At 64.4% G+C, this 20,173-nt stretch carries 17 protein-coding genes; all 17 read right to left on the bottom strand.

Going from position 1 to position 20,173, the window contains the following annotated elements; translation table 11 throughout:
- Nucleotides 1–71: 71 nt before the first annotated feature.
- The gene (gene rluB / locus UCMB321_RS01290) at nt 72–1,277 is read right to left on the bottom strand and encodes a 23S rRNA pseudouridine(2605) synthase RluB (protein ID WP_040063230.1); all 1,206 of its coding nucleotides are present in this window, start codon (nt 1,275–1,277) and stop codon (nt 72–74) included.
- 327 nt (nt 1,278–1,604) lie between these two features.
- Complete coding sequence (locus UCMB321_RS01285; RefSeq protein ID WP_040063229.1) at nt 1,605–1,799, bottom strand: hypothetical protein; 195 nt, start codon at nt 1,797–1,799, stop codon at nt 1,605–1,607.
- 290 nt (nt 1,800–2,089) lie between these two features.
- Entirely contained in the window at nt 2,090–3,016 is a 927-nt protein-coding gene (locus UCMB321_RS01280) for a glycosyltransferase family 2 protein (RefSeq protein WP_040063228.1), read from the bottom strand.
- A gap of 16 nt (nt 3,017–3,032) precedes the next feature.
- Nucleotides 3,033–4,448: a lipid II flippase MurJ gene (locus UCMB321_RS01275; protein ID WP_040063551.1), complete on the bottom strand. Its 1,416-nt coding sequence runs from the start codon at nt 4,446–4,448 to the stop codon at nt 3,033–3,035.
- A 24-nt stretch (nt 4,449–4,472) separates the two neighbouring features.
- The gene (locus UCMB321_RS01270; RefSeq protein ID WP_040063227.1) at nt 4,473–5,294 is read right to left on the bottom strand and encodes an acyltransferase; all 822 of its coding nucleotides are present in this window, start codon (nt 5,292–5,294) and stop codon (nt 4,473–4,475) included.
- On the bottom strand, nt 5,291–6,679 hold the full coding sequence (locus UCMB321_RS01265) for an O-antigen ligase family protein (protein WP_040063224.1): 1,389 nt from the start codon (nt 6,677–6,679) through the stop codon (nt 5,291–5,293). The genes UCMB321_RS01270 and UCMB321_RS01265 overlap by 4 nt, the downstream gene beginning before the upstream one ends.
- Nucleotides 6,679–7,779 (bottom strand): glycosyltransferase family 4 protein, encoded by a 1,101-nt coding sequence (locus tag UCMB321_RS01260; RefSeq protein WP_040063223.1) that lies wholly within the window; start codon nt 7,777–7,779, stop codon nt 6,679–6,681. Before UCMB321_RS01260 ends, UCMB321_RS01265 begins: the two co-directional genes overlap by 1 nt.
- A complete protein-coding gene (locus tag UCMB321_RS01255; RefSeq protein ID WP_040063222.1) occupies nt 7,770–8,987 on the bottom strand; it encodes a glycosyltransferase family 4 protein in 1,218 nt (405 codons plus the stop codon). The genes UCMB321_RS01260 and UCMB321_RS01255 overlap by 10 nt, the downstream gene beginning before the upstream one ends.
- A complete protein-coding gene (locus tag UCMB321_RS01250) occupies nt 8,984–10,309 on the bottom strand; it encodes a cellulase family glycosylhydrolase (RefSeq protein WP_052451037.1) in 1,326 nt (441 codons plus the stop codon). Before UCMB321_RS01250 ends, UCMB321_RS01255 begins: the two co-directional genes overlap by 4 nt.
- Nucleotides 10,299–11,489, bottom strand: a complete 1,191-nt coding sequence (locus tag UCMB321_RS01245; RefSeq protein ID WP_040063220.1) for a glycosyltransferase — start codon at nt 11,487–11,489, stop codon at nt 10,299–10,301. Before UCMB321_RS01245 ends, UCMB321_RS01250 begins: the two co-directional genes overlap by 11 nt.
- Entirely contained in the window at nt 11,489–13,483 is a 1,995-nt protein-coding gene (locus UCMB321_RS01240) for an LPS biosynthesis protein (protein ID WP_040063219.1), read from the bottom strand. Before UCMB321_RS01240 ends, UCMB321_RS01245 begins: the two co-directional genes overlap by 1 nt.
- A gap of 18 nt (nt 13,484–13,501) precedes the next feature.
- Nucleotides 13,502–14,284 (bottom strand): polysaccharide biosynthesis/export family protein, encoded by a 783-nt coding sequence (locus UCMB321_RS01235; RefSeq protein WP_040063217.1) that lies wholly within the window; start codon nt 14,282–14,284, stop codon nt 13,502–13,504.
- Between the two features lie 73 nt (nt 14,285–14,357).
- Complete coding sequence (locus UCMB321_RS01230; RefSeq protein WP_040063215.1) at nt 14,358–15,824, bottom strand: mannose-1-phosphate guanylyltransferase/mannose-6-phosphate isomerase; 1,467 nt, start codon at nt 15,822–15,824, stop codon at nt 14,358–14,360.
- Nucleotides 15,825–17,261 carry an undecaprenyl-phosphate glucose phosphotransferase gene (locus tag UCMB321_RS01225; RefSeq protein ID WP_040063214.1) on the bottom strand — a complete coding sequence of 479 codons (1,437 nt, stop codon included), beginning with the start codon at nt 17,259–17,261 and terminating at the stop codon, nt 15,825–15,827.
- Between the two features lie 326 nt (nt 17,262–17,587).
- Entirely contained in the window at nt 17,588–18,250 is a 663-nt protein-coding gene (locus UCMB321_RS01220; RefSeq protein WP_040063213.1) for a response regulator, read from the bottom strand.
- Nucleotides 18,247–19,137 carry a sensor histidine kinase gene (locus UCMB321_RS01215; protein ID WP_040063210.1) on the bottom strand — a complete coding sequence of 297 codons (891 nt, stop codon included), beginning with the start codon at nt 19,135–19,137 and terminating at the stop codon, nt 18,247–18,249. The genes UCMB321_RS01220 and UCMB321_RS01215 overlap by 4 nt, the downstream gene beginning before the upstream one ends.
- Nucleotides 19,138–19,653: 516 nt before the next feature.
- Nucleotides 19,654–20,118 carry an Hpt domain-containing protein gene (locus UCMB321_RS01210; RefSeq protein ID WP_040063208.1) on the bottom strand — a complete coding sequence of 155 codons (465 nt, stop codon included), beginning with the start codon at nt 20,116–20,118 and terminating at the stop codon, nt 19,654–19,656.
- Nucleotides 20,119–20,173: the final 55 nt, after the last annotated feature.

Here is a 20,173-nt window from a genome sequence, read left to right as displayed (position 1 = left end):
GCATCGATCGTTCGGACGCCATCGCCGGCAAGCCGGCTCCTACAGGTTTAGCGGCGCTTCAGAGCCTGCGTTCACTCAGGCTTACGACGCCCAAACCCCGGACGCTGGCCCGAGCCGGCCGGTGCGCCGCGGCGCTTGCCCGACGGCGCGTCCTTGTCCAGCACCAGGCTTGGACGCTTGGACTTGGGCGCCGGCTTGGCCGGGCGCTTGCTGTCCGCCGGACGCTCCGCCACTGGCGTACCACGCCCCGACTCACCACGACCGGCCGCCGGACGCGGAGCACGCGGTGCGCGTTCGCCATCCTGGCGCGGTGCCGGCTTGCGGGCCGGACGCTCGCCTTCGATCCGCGGCTCGCGCTCACTGCGCTCGGCCGGCGCACCATTGGCCGGACGCAGGGTCCGCACGCGCTCGCTCTTGCCTACCGGACGGGAGGACTTGCGCTGCATACGCTCCAGCTTGTCCTTGCTCTTGGCATTGAGCTGCGGCATCGCCACCGGCGTCAGGCCGACCTCGGCACTGAGGACATCGACCTCGTACTGGGTCATTTCACGCCAGCGGCCCATCGGCAGGTCGGAGTTGAGGAACACCGGACCGAAACGCACCCGCTTCAGACGGCTGACCACCAGCCCCTGGGATTCCCACAAGCGACGCACTTCGCGGTTGCGACCCTCCATCACCACGCAGTGGTACCAGTGGTTGAAACCTTCACCACCGGGCGCTTCCTGGATATCGGTGAACTTCGCCGGGCCGTCTTCGAGCATCACGCCGGCCTTGAGCCGGGCAATCATCTCTTCGTCCACCTCACCGCGTACACGCACCGCGTACTCGCGGTCCATTTCGTAGGACGGGTGCATCAGCCGGTTGGCCAGCTCACCGTCGGTGGTGAACATCAGCAGACCGGTGGTGTTGATGTCCAGGCGACCGATATTGATCCAGCGGCCTTCCTTCGGACGCGGCAGCTTGTCGAACACGGTCGGACGGCCTTCCGGGTCGTCACGGGTGCAGATCTCGCCGTCGGGCTTGTTGTACATGATCACGCGGCGAACCGATTCGGACGCCTCTTCGCGCTTGATCACCTTGCCATCGATGGTGATGGCGTCATGCATGTCGACGCGCTGGCCGAGGGTGGCGTCTTTGCCGTTGACCTTGATCCGGCCTTTGCTGATCCAGCCTTCCACGTCGCGGCGCGAGCCGACGCCGATACGGGCGAGGACCTTCTGCAGCTTTTCGCCTGCTGGGCCGATTTCCTGGTCGTCTTTCTGGTTGCTGTCACTCATCTGGGCACCTCCCGGTGTGTCGATTCAGGCCTGGCCTGAAGAAATTGAATCTGTTGCCTGGGCGAAGGGATCGCCGCGGGGGCGCGAATAATACGCGGATGTTGGGCATTATGCACCTTAGGCTCTGTACGAAAACTGCCTGCGCGACGATCATGCTGCGTTAAAAACAGGCTCGGACGAACGAAGTGAGAACGTCCGAAGGACGGCCCGAAGGGCGAGCGAAGCGAGTAATGCTCATGTAGGCCCCTACAGTCGGACGCGACCCCGGCCGTTCCTCGCCTGTTTTTGCCTTGCCTGATCGCCGCTCGGCGAGTTTTCGTACAGACCCTAGGAGGTCAGCAACAGCAGGATCTGGTCCATGCGATTGTTGGCGATCCAGGCCAGCGGTGCGCCGATCACCGCTGCCGCACCGGCCACGTAGGTCAGTCGGTTCTTGATGGATTTGACATCGTTGCGCACCTCGTTCAGGTCGCGGTGGATGTATTCGAAGCGGGTTTCCAGCTCTGTGATTCGGGGTTCCATAGCATCGCCTCCAGAGGTACGGGTCGTTTTGGCCTTGTCATGGCGGGGCGGGAATTGCGGTTTCGCGTCTTGACGGTCCGGCTCGTGGGCCGAAGCGTTCAGGCGAGGTGTCGCGCAGTGCTGTAGCTCGACTTCCATGTAAATATGCTTCCTCGAGGGTTCAGATCCAGAGTGTTATTGGCTCGATAAAAAGAGCTCCAAGAAGTTCGCCTTATTTTGCTTTTGGGTCAATTAAGGCTGTTCTCTGATGATTATCGGAAAAGTCCTCAAAGTTTGAGGTCTCTGCCAAGTCAGGTAGGCGGGTTATCCCAGTAGGCTTTGTGCATGCTCAGTGTTTTTTTCAGTGGCCTGGGCAGGTACCGTTCTTGCTGGCCCAGTTTGTAGGCGAGCAGTTTCACCGCGTTGCGCCATAGTGCCCCGGGCCAGGCCAGGCAGCGGGCGGGGCCGAGGAACTTCAGCTCGGAGATCATGTAGCGCCGGCCCTCGCCGCCGGCCCCGCCGAACTGCTGGCGAATCCAGGGCTCGCGGGCGTGGAAGATACCTATATCGAAGTAGCGTCGGAACTCTTCACCGAGGCTGTAGTTATGGGAATGTCGACAACTTGCGCTGCCTTCGTAGGCGACCTTCCACCCGGCCTGGAGCATTTTCGCCGCGACATACATGTCTTCCGACAGGATGACATGCGGGGGGAAGCCGCCGACCTCCATCAGGGCTTGGCGACGATAGGCGGAAAATGAGTTGGAAATGAAGGCGGTCTTGAGGCCCAGCCGGGGTGCGTCGACCAGGCTCTTGATGAGGGAGGTCGGCGGGTAGTTGAACAGTCGGGCGTGCTCGGCCAGGGGCGTGGCATCCGGGTGCGCCAGCTGTCGACCGCAGACGGCGCCGACACACTCGTCGGCAAAGGGCCGAACGAGGTTGGCAATGCCTTCGGGATCGTCCAGGTAGGCATCCTGGGTCATGAACACGTAGAGCGCGTAGTCGGGGTAGTGCTCGACCATCCATTGGCGGGTGCCGCCGTGGTTGAAATCCTTGCTGTCGATACGTTGCACCTGGAGGCCGCGCGAGCAGGCCAGCTCATAGGTGCCGTCGCTGGAGTTGGAGTCGACGACCAGGGTGTCGAAGGTGGCCGTCTGGGTCGGCAGGGAGTCGAGCAGGCGTTCCAGGTCGCGGCGTCCGTTGTAGGTCGGAATCACCAGGGCCACTTGTGGGGTCGACATCGTTCAGTCTCCAGGTTCAGTCGGGCACGGAGCGCCAGGGGCGCAGCCACGCGGCCAGGGCAATCAGCAGGATCAGGCTGCACAGGCTGCTCAGACCCAGTTGCAGCCAGATGCCATGCAGGGGGTGCAGGCCCAGCGCCGCCACGAGCATGACCGTCAACCCTAGCACGGCATGGCTGCGCCACGGCACCTGGGTGAGCAACTGTTGGCGGCGTATCAGCAGCAGGCCGGTGAGCATCACCCCGCAGATGGCGGCCAGGGCGATGCCGATCAGCCCGAGGAGATACGGTAGCATGGCCAGAAGCAGGGCATTGAGCAGGTTGCCGGTCAGTTCGCAGGTGAGGGGCAGGCGGGTGTCCCCGGCGGCGTAGGCGTAGCGGGCGAGCAGGGCATTCCAGGCGCCGAAGGCCAGCGGCACCGCGAACCAGGCCAGCAGTTCCGGCAGCGGGCCGTCGGCCGCCTGGCGGGGCAAAAGCAGACTGACCAGCGCCCCGGCGGCGCCGATCAGCCCGGCGACCGCGGGCAGGGTCAGCAGGGTGGCACTGGCCAGGCCCTTGCGCAGCAAGGCCAGCCGTTCGCTGCCCAGGCTGGCGCTCATCAGGCCGAGGAGCACCTGATTCAGGCTCATCAGGGCGATCAGCGGCAGGTTGATCAGTTTGCGCGCCAGGTTGATCCAGGTGACGGCGCCTTCGCCGAGCAACGACGCGACCATGCGCTCCAGCAAGGCCAGGCCCTGACTGGCCAGGTTGCTGCTGAGCAGCGGGCCGATGCGCTGCAGCAGTTCACTCACGGCGCCGGGCGCGTGGCCGCCTTGCCAGGGTTTCCAGCCGCTGCGGTACAAGGTCGGCAGCAGCACGGCCGGCATCAGCAGGCTGCCCAGTACGCAGGCGCTGGCGAGGCCGGTCGGGGTCGCGGCCTGGCGCAGGAGGGCCAGGTACAACACCGGCGGCAGGTTGAACAGCAGCGAGCCGAGCCCGGCCAGGACAAAGCGGGAACGGGCCTGCAGGGGGATGCAGAACAAGGCATGCAGGATAAACCCGGGGGCGCACCAGGCCAGCCAGTGCAGGCTGGCCCCGGCCCATGCATGGCCCTGGCTGTCGAGCCCCGGTCCGATCAACCGGACCCACAGCGGCGAACCCACGCTCAGCAACAGGGCCAGCAGCAGGCCGCAGAGCAGCAGCCTGGGCGCCAGGGCCCCGAGCCAGGCGGTCTGTTCGGCCGGCGCGCGTTGCTGGTAGAGGGGCAGCGCCGCCGCGCTGAACAGGCCGGCCGCCAGGGCCATGCGCAAGGCTTCGGGCAGGAACAGCGCCACCAGGAAGCTGTCGCTGCGCCCGCCGGCGCCCCAGGCGGCGACCAGCAGCCACTCCCGGGCGAATCCGGCGGCGAGGCCGGTGAGGGTCGCCAGGGTCAGCCACAGGGTTGAGCCGAGCAGTTTCGTGTCAGGCATGCCCGCGGCTCAGTGGAACAAGGTGAACAGGCTTTTGCCGCCCACCTTGTAGTTCAGGCCGCGACAGCGTTCGCCCTTGATCGCCGCGTCCGGGCCGCCGACGATGGCGTAGGCCGGAATCGGCTTGGAGACCACGCACTGGCCGCCGACCACGGCGCCTTCGCCGATGTCCGCGCCGAACGAGAGCAGGGCGCGGCTGGCGATCCAGGCGTAGTCGCGGATATAGACCGGCCCGCCGATGGCCCAGAACTCCGGCGCCTGGACATCATGGCCGCCGGCAATGATCAGCACGTGGGAGGCGATGGTCACGTGGTCGCCGATGATCAGGCCGCCGCGGGCATCCAGCTGGCAATGCCAGCCGACGGTGCTGTCGTTACCGATGCGCAAGCTGTCCACCCCCAGCACCTCGGTGTTGCGCCAGACCGTCGAGCCCTTGCCGATCTTCGCCCCGCCCGCGCGCAGCCAGAGCAGCCTCAGGGTATGGCTGGGAATCTTGCAGATCAGGATGTTGTAGGCCAACTCCCACCAGCGCAGCATCCGGTCGCGCAGGGTCGGCCAGTTGATCCCGTACAGGGGGATCAGTGCGCCCTTGAGCTCGCGGCCGAGCAAGGCATAGAAACGCCGGGCCAGGGGCGGCTCGATCCGCGGCTCGATGTTCAGGTAGCTGATGAAACACAGCGTATTGCCCTTGAGCGGCTGTTCGAAACACACGTCGTTTTCCAGCATCCACTGGTAGCTGCTGTCCAGCTCCTCCAGGCTGACGCCCATTTTTTCAGCGTATTCGGGCAGGGCCTGCCTCAGATTCAACGAGTGGAACAAGCGGTGTTTCATGGGCGGACTCCTGGCAGGGGGGCGGCCTTGAGCTTGAGACGCCGGGCTTCGTGCAGGTTCAGGCCGAGCAACAGCCAGAACAGGGCGATCAGCACTTGGGTAAAGCTGAAATAGTGGTCGAAGAGCCCGCTGAGCAAGGCCGCCATGAGGCCGCAGGTGCTGCCGAGCCAGATCGCGTTGTCTTCGCTCAGTTGGATCGCGGCCAGGGAGGAGCGGGTTTCGTGCCACCAGTTCCAGACCACCGCGATAAACAGTAGCAGGCCCGGCACACCGAGCTTGTAGATGAAGTTCAGCCACAGGTTGGAGATCCCCCACAGACCGGTACCTGGCACGGGCGGCTCGACCTTGAAGCCGATGCCGAAGGGGAACATGGCCACGGCAGCGGGGAAGTGCGAGTACTCCTCGAAGCGGACGTGGGTACTGGCGTCGTTGCTGGAAAAGAGCGTCAGCAGACGATCCTGCAGCGGAGGGTAGAACATCAGCAGCAGGCTGCCGAACACCAGGCCGGCGAGGATCAGTTGACCGGCATACGGTACGCGTTTGCGCGCCATCCAGAGCAGGACGATGGTCAGGCTGACCAGCGCCCCGCGTGAGCCCGAGAGCAGCAGGCCGACCACACCCAGCCCCGCCACGGCCAGGCCCAGCGTCCGTTTCCAGCCTTGGCGGGTCAGGCCGAAACAGAAGGCCAGCGGCAGCAGCAGGGCCATGGCCCCGCCCAGGGCGTTGGGATGCATCCAGGGCGAGCCCATGCGATTGGACAGCGCCGAGAGGCTGTCGCCCAGCACGTTGATGTCACCATAGCCGAGTGCGGCGAGGATCGGGGTCATGCCGGTGGCGGAGCCGCTCTTGAGGAACACCGGGATCGACAGCAGCAACAGCAGCAGGGTCCCGAGCAGCAGGCCGCTGACCACCTGTTCGCGAGCCCTTTGCTGGTCCAGCAGACGCGGTACCAGGAACAGAACCGACAGGTTGAGCAGCCAGCGTATCCAGTTCACCGTTCCATTGCCTGTGGCGTTGACGGTCAACTGGCCGACGATAAACGGAAAGGCACTGAACAGCATCAAGGCCACCAGCCAGCGCTCGGTGCGCAGCAGCGGCGGTTGGTGTGGCAGGTTGTTGAACAGGTTCTGCACCAGCACGCTGCCCCAGACCAGCAGGATCAGGGCCTCGGACAGCGTGGTGCGCAGGCCGACCTGTATCGTCGAATAGGGCAGGAAGGTGGCGAGCACGCTGAACAGCAGCAAGCCCCAGAGCGGGTGACGGACGATGGTCACCACGCCGCCGATGGCGACCAGCACCAGCACCACCTTGAATGGCGGCAGCAGCCAGGCCAGGATGCCGAAGACCAGGCCAGACAACAGGGCGATGGGCAGCGCCAGGGGCATTATTTCAGCTCCTCGAGCAACTGATTGAAGCGCTCCCGGTAGGCCGCCGTGTCATAGCCCCTGGCCCATGCCCGGAGCGCGTCGGGATCCTCGGCGGGGGCGTCGGCCAGGCGGGTCATCAGCGCGCTGAGGGCCGGGCCGTCGGTGGGCGAGAAGCGCGGGCAGTCCGACGGGGTGATTTCGTCCAGCGCCGAGCCGCTGGCGACGGCCACCGGAGTGCCGACGCTGAGCGCCTCGATGACCGGCAGGCCGAAACCTTCGGCATAGGACGGTTGCCACAAGCGCCCGGCCTGTTGGTACACCGCGTGCAGTTGGGCATCGCTGAGGCCGGTCAGGTAGTGCAGGCCCGGCAGGTGTCGCACTGGCGCGGGCAGGTCTTCAGGGGAGCCGATCAGCAGCAGCTCCGGAACCTGCGGCGATTGCTGGCGGGCGGCGTGCCAGGCGGCGACGAACCAGGGGATGTTCTTGCGCGGTTCACGGGTGCCGACGGCCAACCAGTAGCGCGCCGGCACTTGCAGGTCGGTGATGTCGGCGGCTTCGCCAGCGAAACCGCTGACCAGGTTGGGCAGCACCCGGACCTTGTCGCGGGCCTCGGGAAACAACTTGACCAGCTCGTCGGCGGTGTATTGCGACGGTGTCCAGATCCGGTCGGCGAGCTTGACCGAGCGGCTGATGGACAGGCGATCGGTGACGCGATAAACCTGCTCCTTGAGTTTCGAGCCGTGGCTGTTCTGCAAGGTCAACTGGAACAGGTCATGCAGTTGCAGCACATAGCGCAGGCCGGCGGGCTTGCGCCCCGGGGGCAGGCCCATGTTGAAGTTGCAGAGGTAGACCTCGATCCCGGCTTCGCGCAATGCGCCGGGCAGGAAGCCAGCCTCGAAGCGCAGGCGCACCGGCAGTCGATGTATGCCCTGCAACGGCGAACCCCACTTCGGACAGTGGACGCGGCGACGGATCGGATGATCCTCCGGGGCCACCCCGAACAGTTGCAGGCTCACCTCGGGATGAGCCCGCAGGGCCTGTTCCAGGGCCAGGTTCTGACGGCCGATACCGCTGTGGGCGTAGCCCGCCGCCGGGCGATAATCCAGACCTATGCGCATACGGACACGGCCTCCTTGAGGTGGGGGAGTCGGCGATAGACCGCTTCCAGTTGCGCGGCGGCCACGGCCCAGTCGTGCTCGGCCTTGACGTAGGCCCGTCCGGCTTCGGCGATCTGCTGCAGGCGCGATGGCTGTTCGAGGACGTCGGCGAGCATTCGGGCGAGGGCTTGCGGCTCTTCGCTGCCCAGATAGTGCCGGCCGTTTTCTACCCGCAGCCCCGACACGCCCTGGTCGGTGGTGACCACCGGCAGGCCGGCGGCCATGGCCTCGAGGACCTTGAGCTTGGACCCGCCGCCCTGGCGCAGGGGGGCGAAGAACACCGAGGCCTTGCTTTGCAGGGCGCGCAGGTCGGGGACGAAACCTTGCCATTCGATACGCGGATCGCTCCAGCGCTCGCGCCAGGCGTCCGGCAAGCCGAATCCGGCAATGGTGAAACGCACAGCGGGATTGATCCGCCACAGCGCCGGGAGAATGTCCTCCAGGGCCCACTCGACCGCATCCAGGTTCGGACTGTATTCGTAGTTGCCGATAAACAGCAGGCGCCGGGCGTGGAAGTCGGGCTGGACGCCGGCGTAGAGGTCGCTGTCGACACCATTGACCACCACCGCCACCGGTTTGCCGGTCCGCTCGCGCAGGACTTCGGCGTCCTCGCAGGTCACGGCGATCAGTTCGGCGGCCTGGCGAAACACCCGGTTTTCCCAGCGCCGATAGCGCCACTGGTCATACCGCGTAAAGGGTTTCATCCAGCCCGGCAGGCGGTCGTAGCTGGCGGCACCGAGGGCCGATTCGACATTGTGTTCGGTGAGGATGAACGGTCGTCCGGTGTCGCTCAGCGGCTGTTCGTAGGGTTGGAAACTGTAGCTGTGTTCGATCTGGATCACGTCCCAGTGTTCTTCCAGCAAGGTGCGCAACCGGGCCTGCAGGGGCGGCGCCAGGCCGTTGACCACGGCCAGCATCGGGTAGGGCGCCAGCAGTACGCCGAGCAGGGTTTTCAGGCTGCGCAGCGAACGTCGCGGCACCACGATCAGCCGCTCGACAATGGGCGCCAGGTTCTGGCGCGTGGCCTCGTCGAGGTCGGTTTTCGATTGCACCAGCAGGGTGATGCGATGCCCGCGCGCCGCCAGGCTGCGCAGCAGGTGAAACTGCCGGGTCTTGCCGCCGCTGGTGGTGGGCCAGGGCAGGTAGGGCAGGGTCCAGAGGATCTTCATGGCGTCCACACCAGGAGCTGCAGGCTGGTTTTCAGCGGCACGGTAATGGCGGTCCCGTCGCTCAGGTTCGTCCGGGTACCGGCCAGAGGGTCGAACAGCGTCGCCCGGGTCACGCCGGGCAGTTGCAGGCGCTGGCCGCTGGCGCTCCAGAACATCCAGACATGGGCACCGTCGTTACGGGTCCAGGCGATGTTGTACAGGTCGGCCGGCGCGTTGCTCGACAGCGGGGCATCGGCCGGCTGGAGCACCGGGCCGGTGACAGCGAGGAAGTTCTTCAGGGCGGTATAGACCGGTTTCGGCTCGCCGTCGAGGTCGAGCAGGCCGTAGTACTGGTCACGCGGGCTGGCCCGGGCATCCAGGTCGCTGAGGTTGAACAGGAAGATCCGTTGGTAGTCCATGGCGCTCATCAGGGCCAGGCGCCGCAGGGTGTAGTCGGCCTGCCCGCCGATGCCGATCAGTGCCTGCATTTCCTTGGGGCCGCTATAGCTCGACCAGCCCCATTCGGTGGCCCAGACCTGGGCGACGCCGTTGCCGTGCAGCTCGCCGTTGAGGGCATTGCCGCGGACCAGGAAGTCCTGGGCAGCGGCGTCGTCACCTTCCGGCAATTGGGTATAGGGGTGATAGGCGACGATGAGGTTCTGACCGGCGAGGCCTTGCTTGAGCAGGGACTCGAGCATCAATCCGGGGGTGCTGTGCATCTGGCTGTAATAGGCCATGCCGGCGGCGGCGACGGCCTTGCCGGGTACCTGGGCGCGGATCGCCGCGGCCGTGGTGCTCAGCAGTTGGTAATAGGCCGCGGGGTCCTCCTTGGGCAGCCAGACGATGTTCGGCTCGTTCCACACCTGCCAGGTGTTTACCTGCGGGTAACGCTGGGCCAGCGCGACCATGCGCGAGGCGAACAGCTTGAAGTCGCTGGGCGGGTATCGGTCGCTGCTCGGGGTGCCGGCCGCGGCGCTGCTGGCGAATGGCGGCGAGCCGACCAGGTAGGCGACGGTGTTGTAGCCATGGCGCTGCATCGCGGTCATGGCGCCGTCCAGTTCGGTCCACTGGAAAGCATCCCGCTGGGGTTCGATGAGGAACCAGTGGAGGGTCAGGCGTACCCAGTTCAGGCCCAGGTCATCGAGCCGCGCCATCTGTTTCTGGTAGATGTCCGGCTCGAAATACTGGAATTGCGCGTTGACCCCGAGAAAATTTTTCCATTCCACCGCGCGGGGCGCCTTGAGCGTCGTCTGGGCGGCGACCCGGGGGCTCCAGGGCAGCAGGCTGGCGACGACGGCCAGCACCAGCAGGGCCGGCAGCCGGAACAGGGGTTTACGCGACATCCGCATGTCCTCCGCAGGCCTGCTGGAACAGTTGCAGGAAACGCTCGGCGGTGTGGCTCCAGAGCCGCTGTTCGCCGATCACGCTGGCGTGTTCGGCCCAGCGGATCGCCAGTTCCGGCGTGGCACACAAATGGCTCAGTTCGGCTGCCAGGGCCGCGACATTGCCCTGAGGGAAAATCACCCCGTTGCCCTGGGCCACTTCCTCGGCAAAGGAGCGCGCGTCCGAGGTGATGGCGCCGCGTCCGCAGGCCACGGCCCAGGACAGGGCGCCGCTGGTGCCGCGCAGATTGCCCAGCAGTTTGAGTTTGCTCGACTCGCGGTACGGCAGCACCATCACATGATGGGCCTGGATCACCCGGGGGATGTCGGCGGCCGGCAGGTCCAGCTGCCAGTCGACGCTGTCTTGCAGGCCGAGGTTGCGAATGTGCCGACGCAGTTGATCGAGGTAGCTGCCGGAGGGGCCGAAGGCCATCTCCGGCTCGCTGCCCCCGGCCAGGGTCAGGCGCAATCGGGCGCGCAAGTCCGGTTGCTGGGTGAAGGTGACGGCCAGGGCGTCCAGCAGGTCTTCGATGCCCTTGCCGCGGTAGATGAAACCGAAGTACAGCAGCCGCAGCGGGTCCAGCGCCGGCAAGGGCCTTGCGGCAATGGCCGGGTTGCCGTGGGGGATCACCACCATCTGTTCGCTACGCAAGCCCATGCGCTGGCGCAGGCACTGGCCGCCCGAGCGGGTGAGGGTGACCAGGCGGGTCAGGCTGCGGGCCAGTTGCCGTTCTTCATGCAGGCACAGCGGGTCGGCCAGAACCGTGGCCATCTGCGGCAGCGGTGAAGGCAGCCGTGCGGCCAGCGACAGCGGCCAGGGCAAGCGCTCGCGGCGCCAGACCAGGCGTTCTGGATCATGCAGGGTGGCGGTCAGGGGGAGCGTGGGGAAGCGTTCGCGCAGGGCCTTCAAGGCGTGGAACTCGGCCAGGCGCCCGCCACCGATTTCGGCATGGACCAGATCGATGCCTTGCCACTGCGTTTGCGCCACCCGTTCCCGGGCCCGTTGCGGGTCGTTGCCCAGCCCGGCCAGGGGCGTGCTGACGCGCACCCCCAGGTCTTCCAGTGCGGCCTTCAGGTGTCCGGCATAGTCGGCAATGCCGTTCTGTTCCGGTGGCAGGGGCGCGATCAGGGCAATATGCATCAGGCTTGGCTCCGGATGCGCGCCAGGATGTTGAGCACGCGTTCGGGAATCTCGAAGCGCCGCCGATTGAGGATGATGCCGTCGACGCGCTTGAACGCGGTATTGAGCGTGGACAGGGCATTTTCCAGAATCGGTACGGTGGTGGCCTCCGCCTCGACGATCAGCGCGATCAGGTCGGCCTGGCGCAGGGTCACGAAGGCTTCCTGGTTGGAGAAGAAGGCGCCGGCATTGAGCAGCAGGATCTCTCCCGGATGGGCGGGACCCGTGGCGTCGATGCGCACGCGATGGCCACGTTCGCGCAGCAGGTTGGCCAGGTGATCGATGACGAAGCTGACCCCCTCGCCACGCCGGGCCGAGGTCAGGCCGATGGCGAGGCCCTTGTCGGCGACCTGATCCAGTGGCAGGACCCCATAGAGCCGGTACATGCTGGCGGTGAACGCGGTGCGGCGCTGGGCGTGGCCGTTGCTGATGTCTTGCAGGCTGGTCCAGACCTGGATCCCGAAACGCGACTCGATCTTGTCGCCGTCGTGGATGCGCTGGTCCAGCAGGTAGAAGAAATACAGGGCCAGCAGGCCGACCGCCAGGCTCAGTGGAAGCGCCAGCAACAGCATCGTCAGGCTTTTCGGGAAGACCCGGCGTTCGTTGAGGGTGGCCTGTTCGATCACCGCGATGTTGCTGATCTGGCTCTTGTCCAGTTCACGGTCGATCCGCGCTTTCTCGGTACTGGTGCTGTACAGGGCGAAGTTCTTTTCCGCGGCCTCCAGCTCGCGTTGCAGGCGGGCCATTTCCGGCTCCAGGGCCAGGGCCTGGCGGCGGTCCTGCTCCAACTGGGCGAGTTGGGTCTCTTGCTGGGTAGCCTGGGTCTGCAAGCGGCTGAGGCTGGCCTGCTGGTCGGCGAAGCTGTTCTGCAGGCGGGTATAGACCGGATTCGGCGCCAGGTTATCCGTGCGCTGGACCACCGCGTTCTGCGACTTGAGCAGGTCCTGCAGGTTGGCAATCGCCTGGTCCATGGCCTTCACCGGCGGTGCGCCCTCCTTGAAGGTGCGGAGCATTTCCTGGCGTTCGATCTGCTTGGCATTGATCCGTTGTTGCAGGTCCTGGCGGTCCGGGTTGAGGCTCATCTGCCGGCCGATGCTGATTTCCTTCTTCATGCTGTCGAGCTGGGCCTTTATCCGCTCCAGCCCGCTCTTGGTCGACGCCACGGCACGGGTGGTGTTCAGGTGTTCGCCGCGCAGGTTGTTGAGGTTGCGCGAGATATCGTTCAGGCGTTCGCCGATGCTCACCGCCCCCAATTCGTTGAGGTGGGCTTCGATCTGTTTCTTGTAGTCGAGGATGCGTTGGTTGGTCGCGGTGCTTTCGCCTTCGTAGAAGGTGTACAGGCTTTTGCGACCCAAGGTGCGGGTGCGTTCCTCTTCATACTGCTCGATCCAGCTCTTGACGAGGGTCTGGGCCACCTGCGGATCGTTCCAGGTGAAGCTGATTTCCATCACCGAGGAGCCCGCGGCGTGGGTCACGCTGAAGCTCTTCGACAGTTGGTCCGCCAGGCGCTCGACCGGGGGCTGTTTCTCCACCAGGCCGAGCAGTTGCAGCAGGCCGCGGCCGACATCCAGCAGGCCCTGCAGCGTGCTCTTGAGCAGGGCCTTGAGGGTGGCGATCAAACCCTCCTGGGGCGCGGCCCTGGACAGCTCGTCCAGGTATTGTTCGGCGACCAGCCGGGCGATGGGGCGCCCGCTGAGTATACGTTCCTCGTCGATGATCGGGTCGCGCTGGGCGCTGGGGATAATGGTCGCCTGGCGATCGGAAATCTCGATCGGCAGGGTGCTGGTATCTCGGCCCGGCTTGACCAGCAGCAGGGCGGTGGACTCGTAGCGGTTGGGCAGCAGGAACGCGCCCAGCAAAATGACGATGAAGGTCACCAGCACGGCGATTTTCACTTCGCGTTTGAAGATGAAGAACAGACGCAACAAATCGCGGAAGGAGCGGATACTGATCATGTCTGTTGGCCCTGACGCTCAGTTGCTGCCGTTGCGGTTATTCAAGTTGTAGTTCACTCCGATACCGATCGATTTCTGGAAGGGAATCAGCTGGTTCAGGTACAGGTCGACCCATTCGATCCCGTTACCCACATGGGACTTGGGCACGAACACCACATCGCCGCGTTGCAGCAGCACCGGTGCGCGGTGGCTGGCGCCGGCGAGCAGGGTGTCGCGGTAGTCGAAGAAGTAGGTCTTGTAGCGCCCGTCGTCGTCTTGGCGCAGCAGGGCGATATTGCGGCTGTCGCCCACTGGCAACAGGCCGCCGGCGCCGATCAGGGCCTGTTCCAGGGTGGTGACCGTGGTCACCGGCAGGCTGGTCGGATTGCGCACCGAGCCGCCGACGAACACGGTGTTGCCCGGGGACTGGGAGATGTTCACCGTCAGGGCCGAATCCTGGTAGATGTTTTTCAGCTTGTCTTCGAGGAACAGGGTCAGTTGTTGCGGCGTCAGGCCGGCGGCCTTGACGTTGCCGACGTAGGGATAGGAAAAGCTGCCGTCGTTCATCACGGTGAACAGCGTCAGTTCGTAGATCGAGTTGGCGGTGAAGGCTGAAATGGAGGGGGCCTCGCCGGTATTGCGCACGATGCGCAAGGTGTCGCCGGCACGGATGCGCTGGTCCGGCAGCGGTTTGCCGGCCAGGGCCTCGCCGGCCCGGTGACCTTCGCGCAGGATGTCGCTGTCCGGCAGTGCCACCTTGGCCGGGATGCTGCAGGCGCTGATGAATAGAACACTGAGGATGATCAGCAGGCGTTTGTTCATCGGTCAATCTTCCCTTTGTACATGGTCACACCCCTCTGACAGCCCCTGGTACGTTCGCGCGGCGGCTCCCCTGTCAGGTGTCTGAGCTTTTGCCGGTGTCGGCTCGAACCCGCCCGTAAATGTCGGTGAAGCGCACGATGTCGTCTTCGCCGAGGTATTCGCCGCTCTGCACTTCGATCATCACCAGGTCGATCACCCCGGGGTTGGCCAGCCGGTGTCGCTTGCCCGGCTTGATGAAGGTCGACTCATTGGTGTCGAGCATGAATTCGTTGTCGCCGCTGGTGACCTGCGCCATGCCGCTGACCACGATCCAGTGTTCGCTGCGGTGGTGGTGCATCTGCAGTGACAGCGAGGCCTGGGGGCGTACCACGATGCGCTTGATCTTGAAGCGCTTGCCTTCCTCGAGCACGGTGTAGGTGCCCCAGGGGCGGGTCACGGTGCGATGCAGGCGGTAGGCGTCGTGGCCCTGGCGCTTGAGCTCCTGGGCAATGAGCTTGACGTCCTGGCTGCGCTTGCTGTCGGCGATCAGCAGTGCGTCCGGGGTATCGATGATGATCAGGTCCTTGAGCCCCAGCCCGCCCACCAGGCGCTTGGGCGCATCGATGTAGCAGTTGCTGACGTCATACAGCACGGTCTCGCCGTTGCACTGGTTACCCTGGGCGTCGGCGGGGCTCAGCTCACGCACCGCCTGCCATGAGCCGATATCGCTCCAGCCGAGTTGGCAGGGCACCACCGCGACTTTCCGGGAGCGCTCCATCAGTGCGTAGTCGATGGAAATGTCCGGCGCCCGGGCCAGGCTCTGGCCATCCAGTTCCAACTGGAGTTCCTGGCTGCCTTCACGGCTGTGGCTGTGGGCCAGGCACTCGATCATGGCGTCGAGTACATCCGGGGCGTGTTCACGCAGTTCGCGCAGCACGGCGTCGGCCCGCAGGCAGAACATGCCGGCGTTCCACAGGTGCCGGCCGTCGTTGACGTATTGCCGTGCCGTCTTCGCGTCAGGTTTCTCGACAAAGCGCGCGACCTGGAAGTTGGCGCCGTCCAGGGCCTGGCCCTTTTCGATATAACCGAAGCCGGTCTCGGGGTGGGTCGGGACCAGGCCAAAGGTCACCAGCCAACCCTGGTCGGCCAGTTCCCGGGCGCTGTCGACCGCCTTGGCGAAGGCGTCCAGGTCCTTGATCAGGTGATCGGCCGGCAGCACCAGCAACTGTGCGTCCTCGCCGTAGAGCCTGGCCACGTGCAGGGCCGCCGCCGCGATGGCCGGGGCGGTGTTGCGGCCAAAGGGTTCGAGGATGAAGTCCAGTGTCGTATCGCCCTTGTTCAGCGGGCGGTAGTCGTCCAGGGTACGGAAGAACACCTCGCGGTTGGTCACCGTCAGCACCCGCTGGACACCGGCCAGGTCGGTGGCCCGGCGGAAGGTCTTCTGCAGCAGGCTTTCGCCATCGGGCAGGCGCATGAAGGGTTTCGGCATGGCCTCGCGGGAGACCGGCCACAGGCGGGTACCGGCACCACCGGCGATGATGCAGGGAATGAGTGTGCTCACTCAGAAGGCCTCGCGGGTCATGAACACTGCCGGAACAGTGCGGAACAGGATGTAGAGGTCGAACCAGATCGACCAGTTTTCGATGTATTCCAGATCGAACTCCACACGCTTCTCGATTTTTTCCAGCGTGTCGGTTTCGCCCCGGTAGCCGTTGATCTGGGCGAGCCCGGTGATCCCCGGCTTGACCCGGTGACGCGAGGTGTACTCCTTGACCGCTTCCTCGAACAGGATGCCCGCCACTTTGGTGGCCGTGGCGTGGGGGCGCGGCCCGACCATCGACATGCTGCCGATGAAGACATTGAACAGTTGCGGCAGCTCGTCGAGACTGGTCTTGCGGATAAGGCGCCCGACCCGGGTGATCCGCGGATCGCCGCGGGTGGTTTGTTTTTCGGCGGTGGCATCGCTCTGGTGCTGATGCATCGAGCGAAACTTGAAGACTTCGATCAGGCGGTTATTGTAGCCATAGCGCTTCTGGCGGAACAGCACCGGGCCCGGCGAATCGAGCTTGATCGCCAGGGCCACCAGCAGCATCAGCGGCGACAGCAGGATCAGCGCGGTGCTCGACAGGACCATGTCCTCCAGGCGCTTGAACATCGGCGACCAGCCGCGCAGGGGCACCTCGGAGGCGTTGAACATCGGCAGGTTGGCGACTTCGGTGATGCGGTTGTGGGCATGTCGGAAGGCAACCATGTCCGGCACCAGCAGCACGTTGACCGGCAGGCGGCGCAGTTCGCGGATGATGCAGTCCATGCGGTTTTCCGCCGACCAGGGCAGGGCGACCAGCACCTGGGTGACCTTTTCTTCGCGGATCAGCCGTTCCAGGTCGCTGGAGTTGCCCAGCAGCGGCAGGTTACCCAGGGTTTTGGGCAGGCGGCCGATGCGGTCGTCGATAAATCCGATGACCCCGGAGCGGATATCCTGATTCTGGGTCAGGTACTCGGCCAGGCGCTGGCCGTTTTCGGTGGCCCCGAGGATGACCGCGTGCTGCAGGAAAATGCCCCGTTGCATCAGTTGCCGGAACAGGGTCAGCAGGATCAGGCGTTCGATGCCGAACAGCACCGGGCTGGCGAGAAACCAGACCAACAGTTCGCGGTTGGTCAGGAGGCTGAACAGCTGCAGGCCGTGATGCATGAACAGCAGCAGGCAGAACGCCGACGACCAGGCGAAGAGGGTGAGTCGCAAACGCAGCAGGTTGCTGAAGAGGGTCTCGGCATACACCCCCAGCGCCTGGAAGATCAGGACGCTGATGAATCCGAAGAACAGCAGCAGGGCGAAGTAGCTCTTGATGGCGTCGGGATCTTGCTCGCGCAGGTAGATCAGCAGCATCAGGCCGGGCAACATCGCGGTCAGTCCATGGACCAGGCGGATGCCGAACAGGAAGTACTCGACCATGCTGGGGCGGGTCAGTAACAGGCTGTCAACCGGTTGCGGGCGCATAAACCCCTCCCGTCTCACCATCGCGAAATGGCGATTACGAAGCAGCGTGGCCGTTATTTTGAATAGAAAGCCTGGGCTCTTGCGCTACCCCCATCCTTGGCGGTTGATCTTTTCTGGATAGAACAGCGTCAATCCAAATGAGGCTTCCTTCCCGTAGTCTCGCGATTTTCATCGACTTGACACTTCACGCGTCCTCTCAGGTTCGGATGGCGTGGAGTTGAGTAAAGCTCATGAAACAGCAGGTTGCTAATGAATGATGGCCTACCGTCAAGAAAATACGACGGGTCGTTTCGTAATCAGGGCTACGAGCGTGACTGATAAATGCCTCAGTCGTCGAGGCTGATGATCTGCTCGCGTACCGCGAACAGCACGAGGCCGGCGACGTCGAAGATCTGCAGTCGCTTCATGATCTGCGAGCGGTGGGTTTCCACGGTCTTGATGCTCAGGCCCAGGCCATTGGCGATTTCGCGGGTCGACTTGCCCCGGACGATCAGCCGCAGGATCTCCAGCTGGCGCCCGGTCAGGTTGTGGTTATCCGCCCGCTCGGCCGGCAGGTTGCGCTGGACCTGGGTCAGGGCCTGGTTGATCACCGTGTGGGCGATGGCCGGGCTCAGGTAGCGCTCGTTGCTGCGCAAGGCGTCCAGGGCCTGGGCCAGTTCGGTGGCCGTGGTGTCCTTGAGCAGGTAGCCATGGGCGCCGATTTCCAGGGCCTGCATGATCAGTTGCGGGTCGGTGTGCATCGACAGGATCAGCACCTTGCTCTGGGGGCGCACCGCCTTGAGTGCGCGCAGGGCATCCAGGCCACCGGTTTTACGCATGGACAGGTCGAGCAGGATGATGTCCGGGTTCAGCCGTTCCACCGCGTCGAGCAGCTGCGCGCCGTCGCTGGCTTCGCCGATCACGGCATAACCCGGGATATCCAGTACCAGGGCGCGGACACCGGCCCGGATCAGTGAGTGGTCATCCACCAGAAGTAGGTTGCAGGTCATGGAGCCTTATTCTTGCTGGCGCGTTCCAGGGCGCGCGGCGCCCAGGGCAGCAGTGCTTCGATCTGCGTACCTTTGCCGGGTCCGCTGGTGACTGTCAATGTTCCGCCCGCCTGTTCGATGCGTTCGGCCATGCCGGCCATGCCGCTCTGGCCTTCGTCGCCGGGCCTGGCCGCCGGCGAAAAGCCCTGGCCGTCGTCGGCGATGTGCAGGGACAAGCCTTCGGGCAGGCGCTTGATACGCACCAGCAGGTTACGCGCCTGGGCATGGCGCAGCATGTTGGTGACCGCTTCCTGGGTCACCCGGAACGCGGTCACGGCCATCTCCTCGGGGAGGCCGGTCAGCCGCTGGTGACACTCCAGGCTCCAGAGCACACTGGTGTTTTCCAGGGTCTTGAGCAAGTGCGCCCGCAGGCTGGCTTCCAGGCCAAGGCTGGCCAATTGGCGGGGGTTGAGAATGGCCGAGACGTCGCGAACCTTGGCCAGGGTTTCGTCCAGGGTGTTGTTCAGCGTCTCGCAGTGGCTTTGCAGGTCGTCGGGCAGGCGCCGTTGCAACCACTGGGTCTGAAGTTTGGCCGCGGTCAGCAACTGGCCGATGTCGTCGTGCAGTTCGCGGCTGAGGCGATGGCGTTCGTTCTCTTGCACCTGGAGCAGGCGATCGGCCAGTTCCTGCGGCTGGAACTGGATAGCGGTACGTGAGTCGCGGTGCTGAAGCCAGACGCTGGCCAAGGCGGCGAGGTTCAGCAGCAGCAATCCCAGGGGCAGGCTGGAGCAGGTGCTGTAGATGAGTACGCTGGCCACGGCCGAGCCGATGCAAAGCACCGCGGTCAGCCGGCGGGCATTCTTTCGGGAGGGGAGCCAAGGCTTGAATGACTTGAGGCTGACGTACATAGCGTATGGAGCCGATGAATGTTCGCTACGGGTAGACCGTCAGGACAACCGACAGGCCAAGTTTGAAAAACGGGTACGGTTTAATACGTTCGCTCAAGGTGAAACAGTGTCAGGGTAAGAAAGTTTGCGCAATGATGTCATTTTGATGTCTTTTTGTGAAATTACTAAGCCGTACAAGTACATATGAGCGCTGGTGGCATAATACCACGTCATTCAGGGGTGGTCGCTCCCTGGTGATATATGTCCAAACGGTCAACTTTTCTTGTACGTTTGTTCCGCAATCGTTGTTAAGCCACGTTACTCTAACCGACGCTCGAACGGTATTTCGGTACTTTGTCGTGTAGACGCTAGTTATTCTTTTTGCATTAAAAATCCACGGCCTGAAACCCTGAAGTTCGAGGTTAGTTGCTGTTGTCGTTTTTGCGTATGAGCAGGACGGATTGGAGGCGTATCAAGGGTGGCGTGCGATGGGCAACAGGTTGGGATGTCTCGATGAGCGTGGGGGTAGCGAGCTTTTCAAACGGATCGTTCAGGGAAGGTGATCAGGGTGAAGGCCTTCGGTCCAATGATGGCTGATCCGCATTGGCCGGTCTGGATGGCCAGTGCGGTGATCAGTTCGGACTGTTCTTCGTCGTCGAGGCCCAATTGACCGGTGCAGGGGTCGATCAGCTCGACCTGCCAGGCCAGCAGCGTCAGGCAGTTGCGCAAGGCTTGCAAGGCGTCTTCATGCAGGTTGAGCGGGTCCTGGGGCTGGCTCAGGAGGGTGTGGATCTGCCGCGAGAACCGAGCCATCGAGCGTACGCCCAGGCCTTGCGCACAACTGGCCAGCGTGTGCAGCGAGACGAGGAGGCAGTCAATGGCGTCCTTGTCGTTGCGGATCAGTTCCAGGTGCTGGCAACACTCCTGCATCTTCGCCTGCAGGGCTTGGGCCTCCATCAGGAACTCCGGCAAGCCGGCTTGCCGTTCTTTACCGTTCAGCATGCTTTATCTCCTTGATTACATAGGCAGGCGATAGAAAGTCGCACGGGGCGAACGG

This window comes from Pseudomonas batumici, from assembly GCF_000820515.1.
GTDB lineage: Bacteria > Pseudomonadota > Gammaproteobacteria > Pseudomonadales > Pseudomonadaceae > Aquipseudomonas > Aquipseudomonas batumici.
The sequence above is the reverse complement of the archived record's forward strand: the minus strand, read 5'-3'. Positions and strand labels throughout refer to the sequence as shown.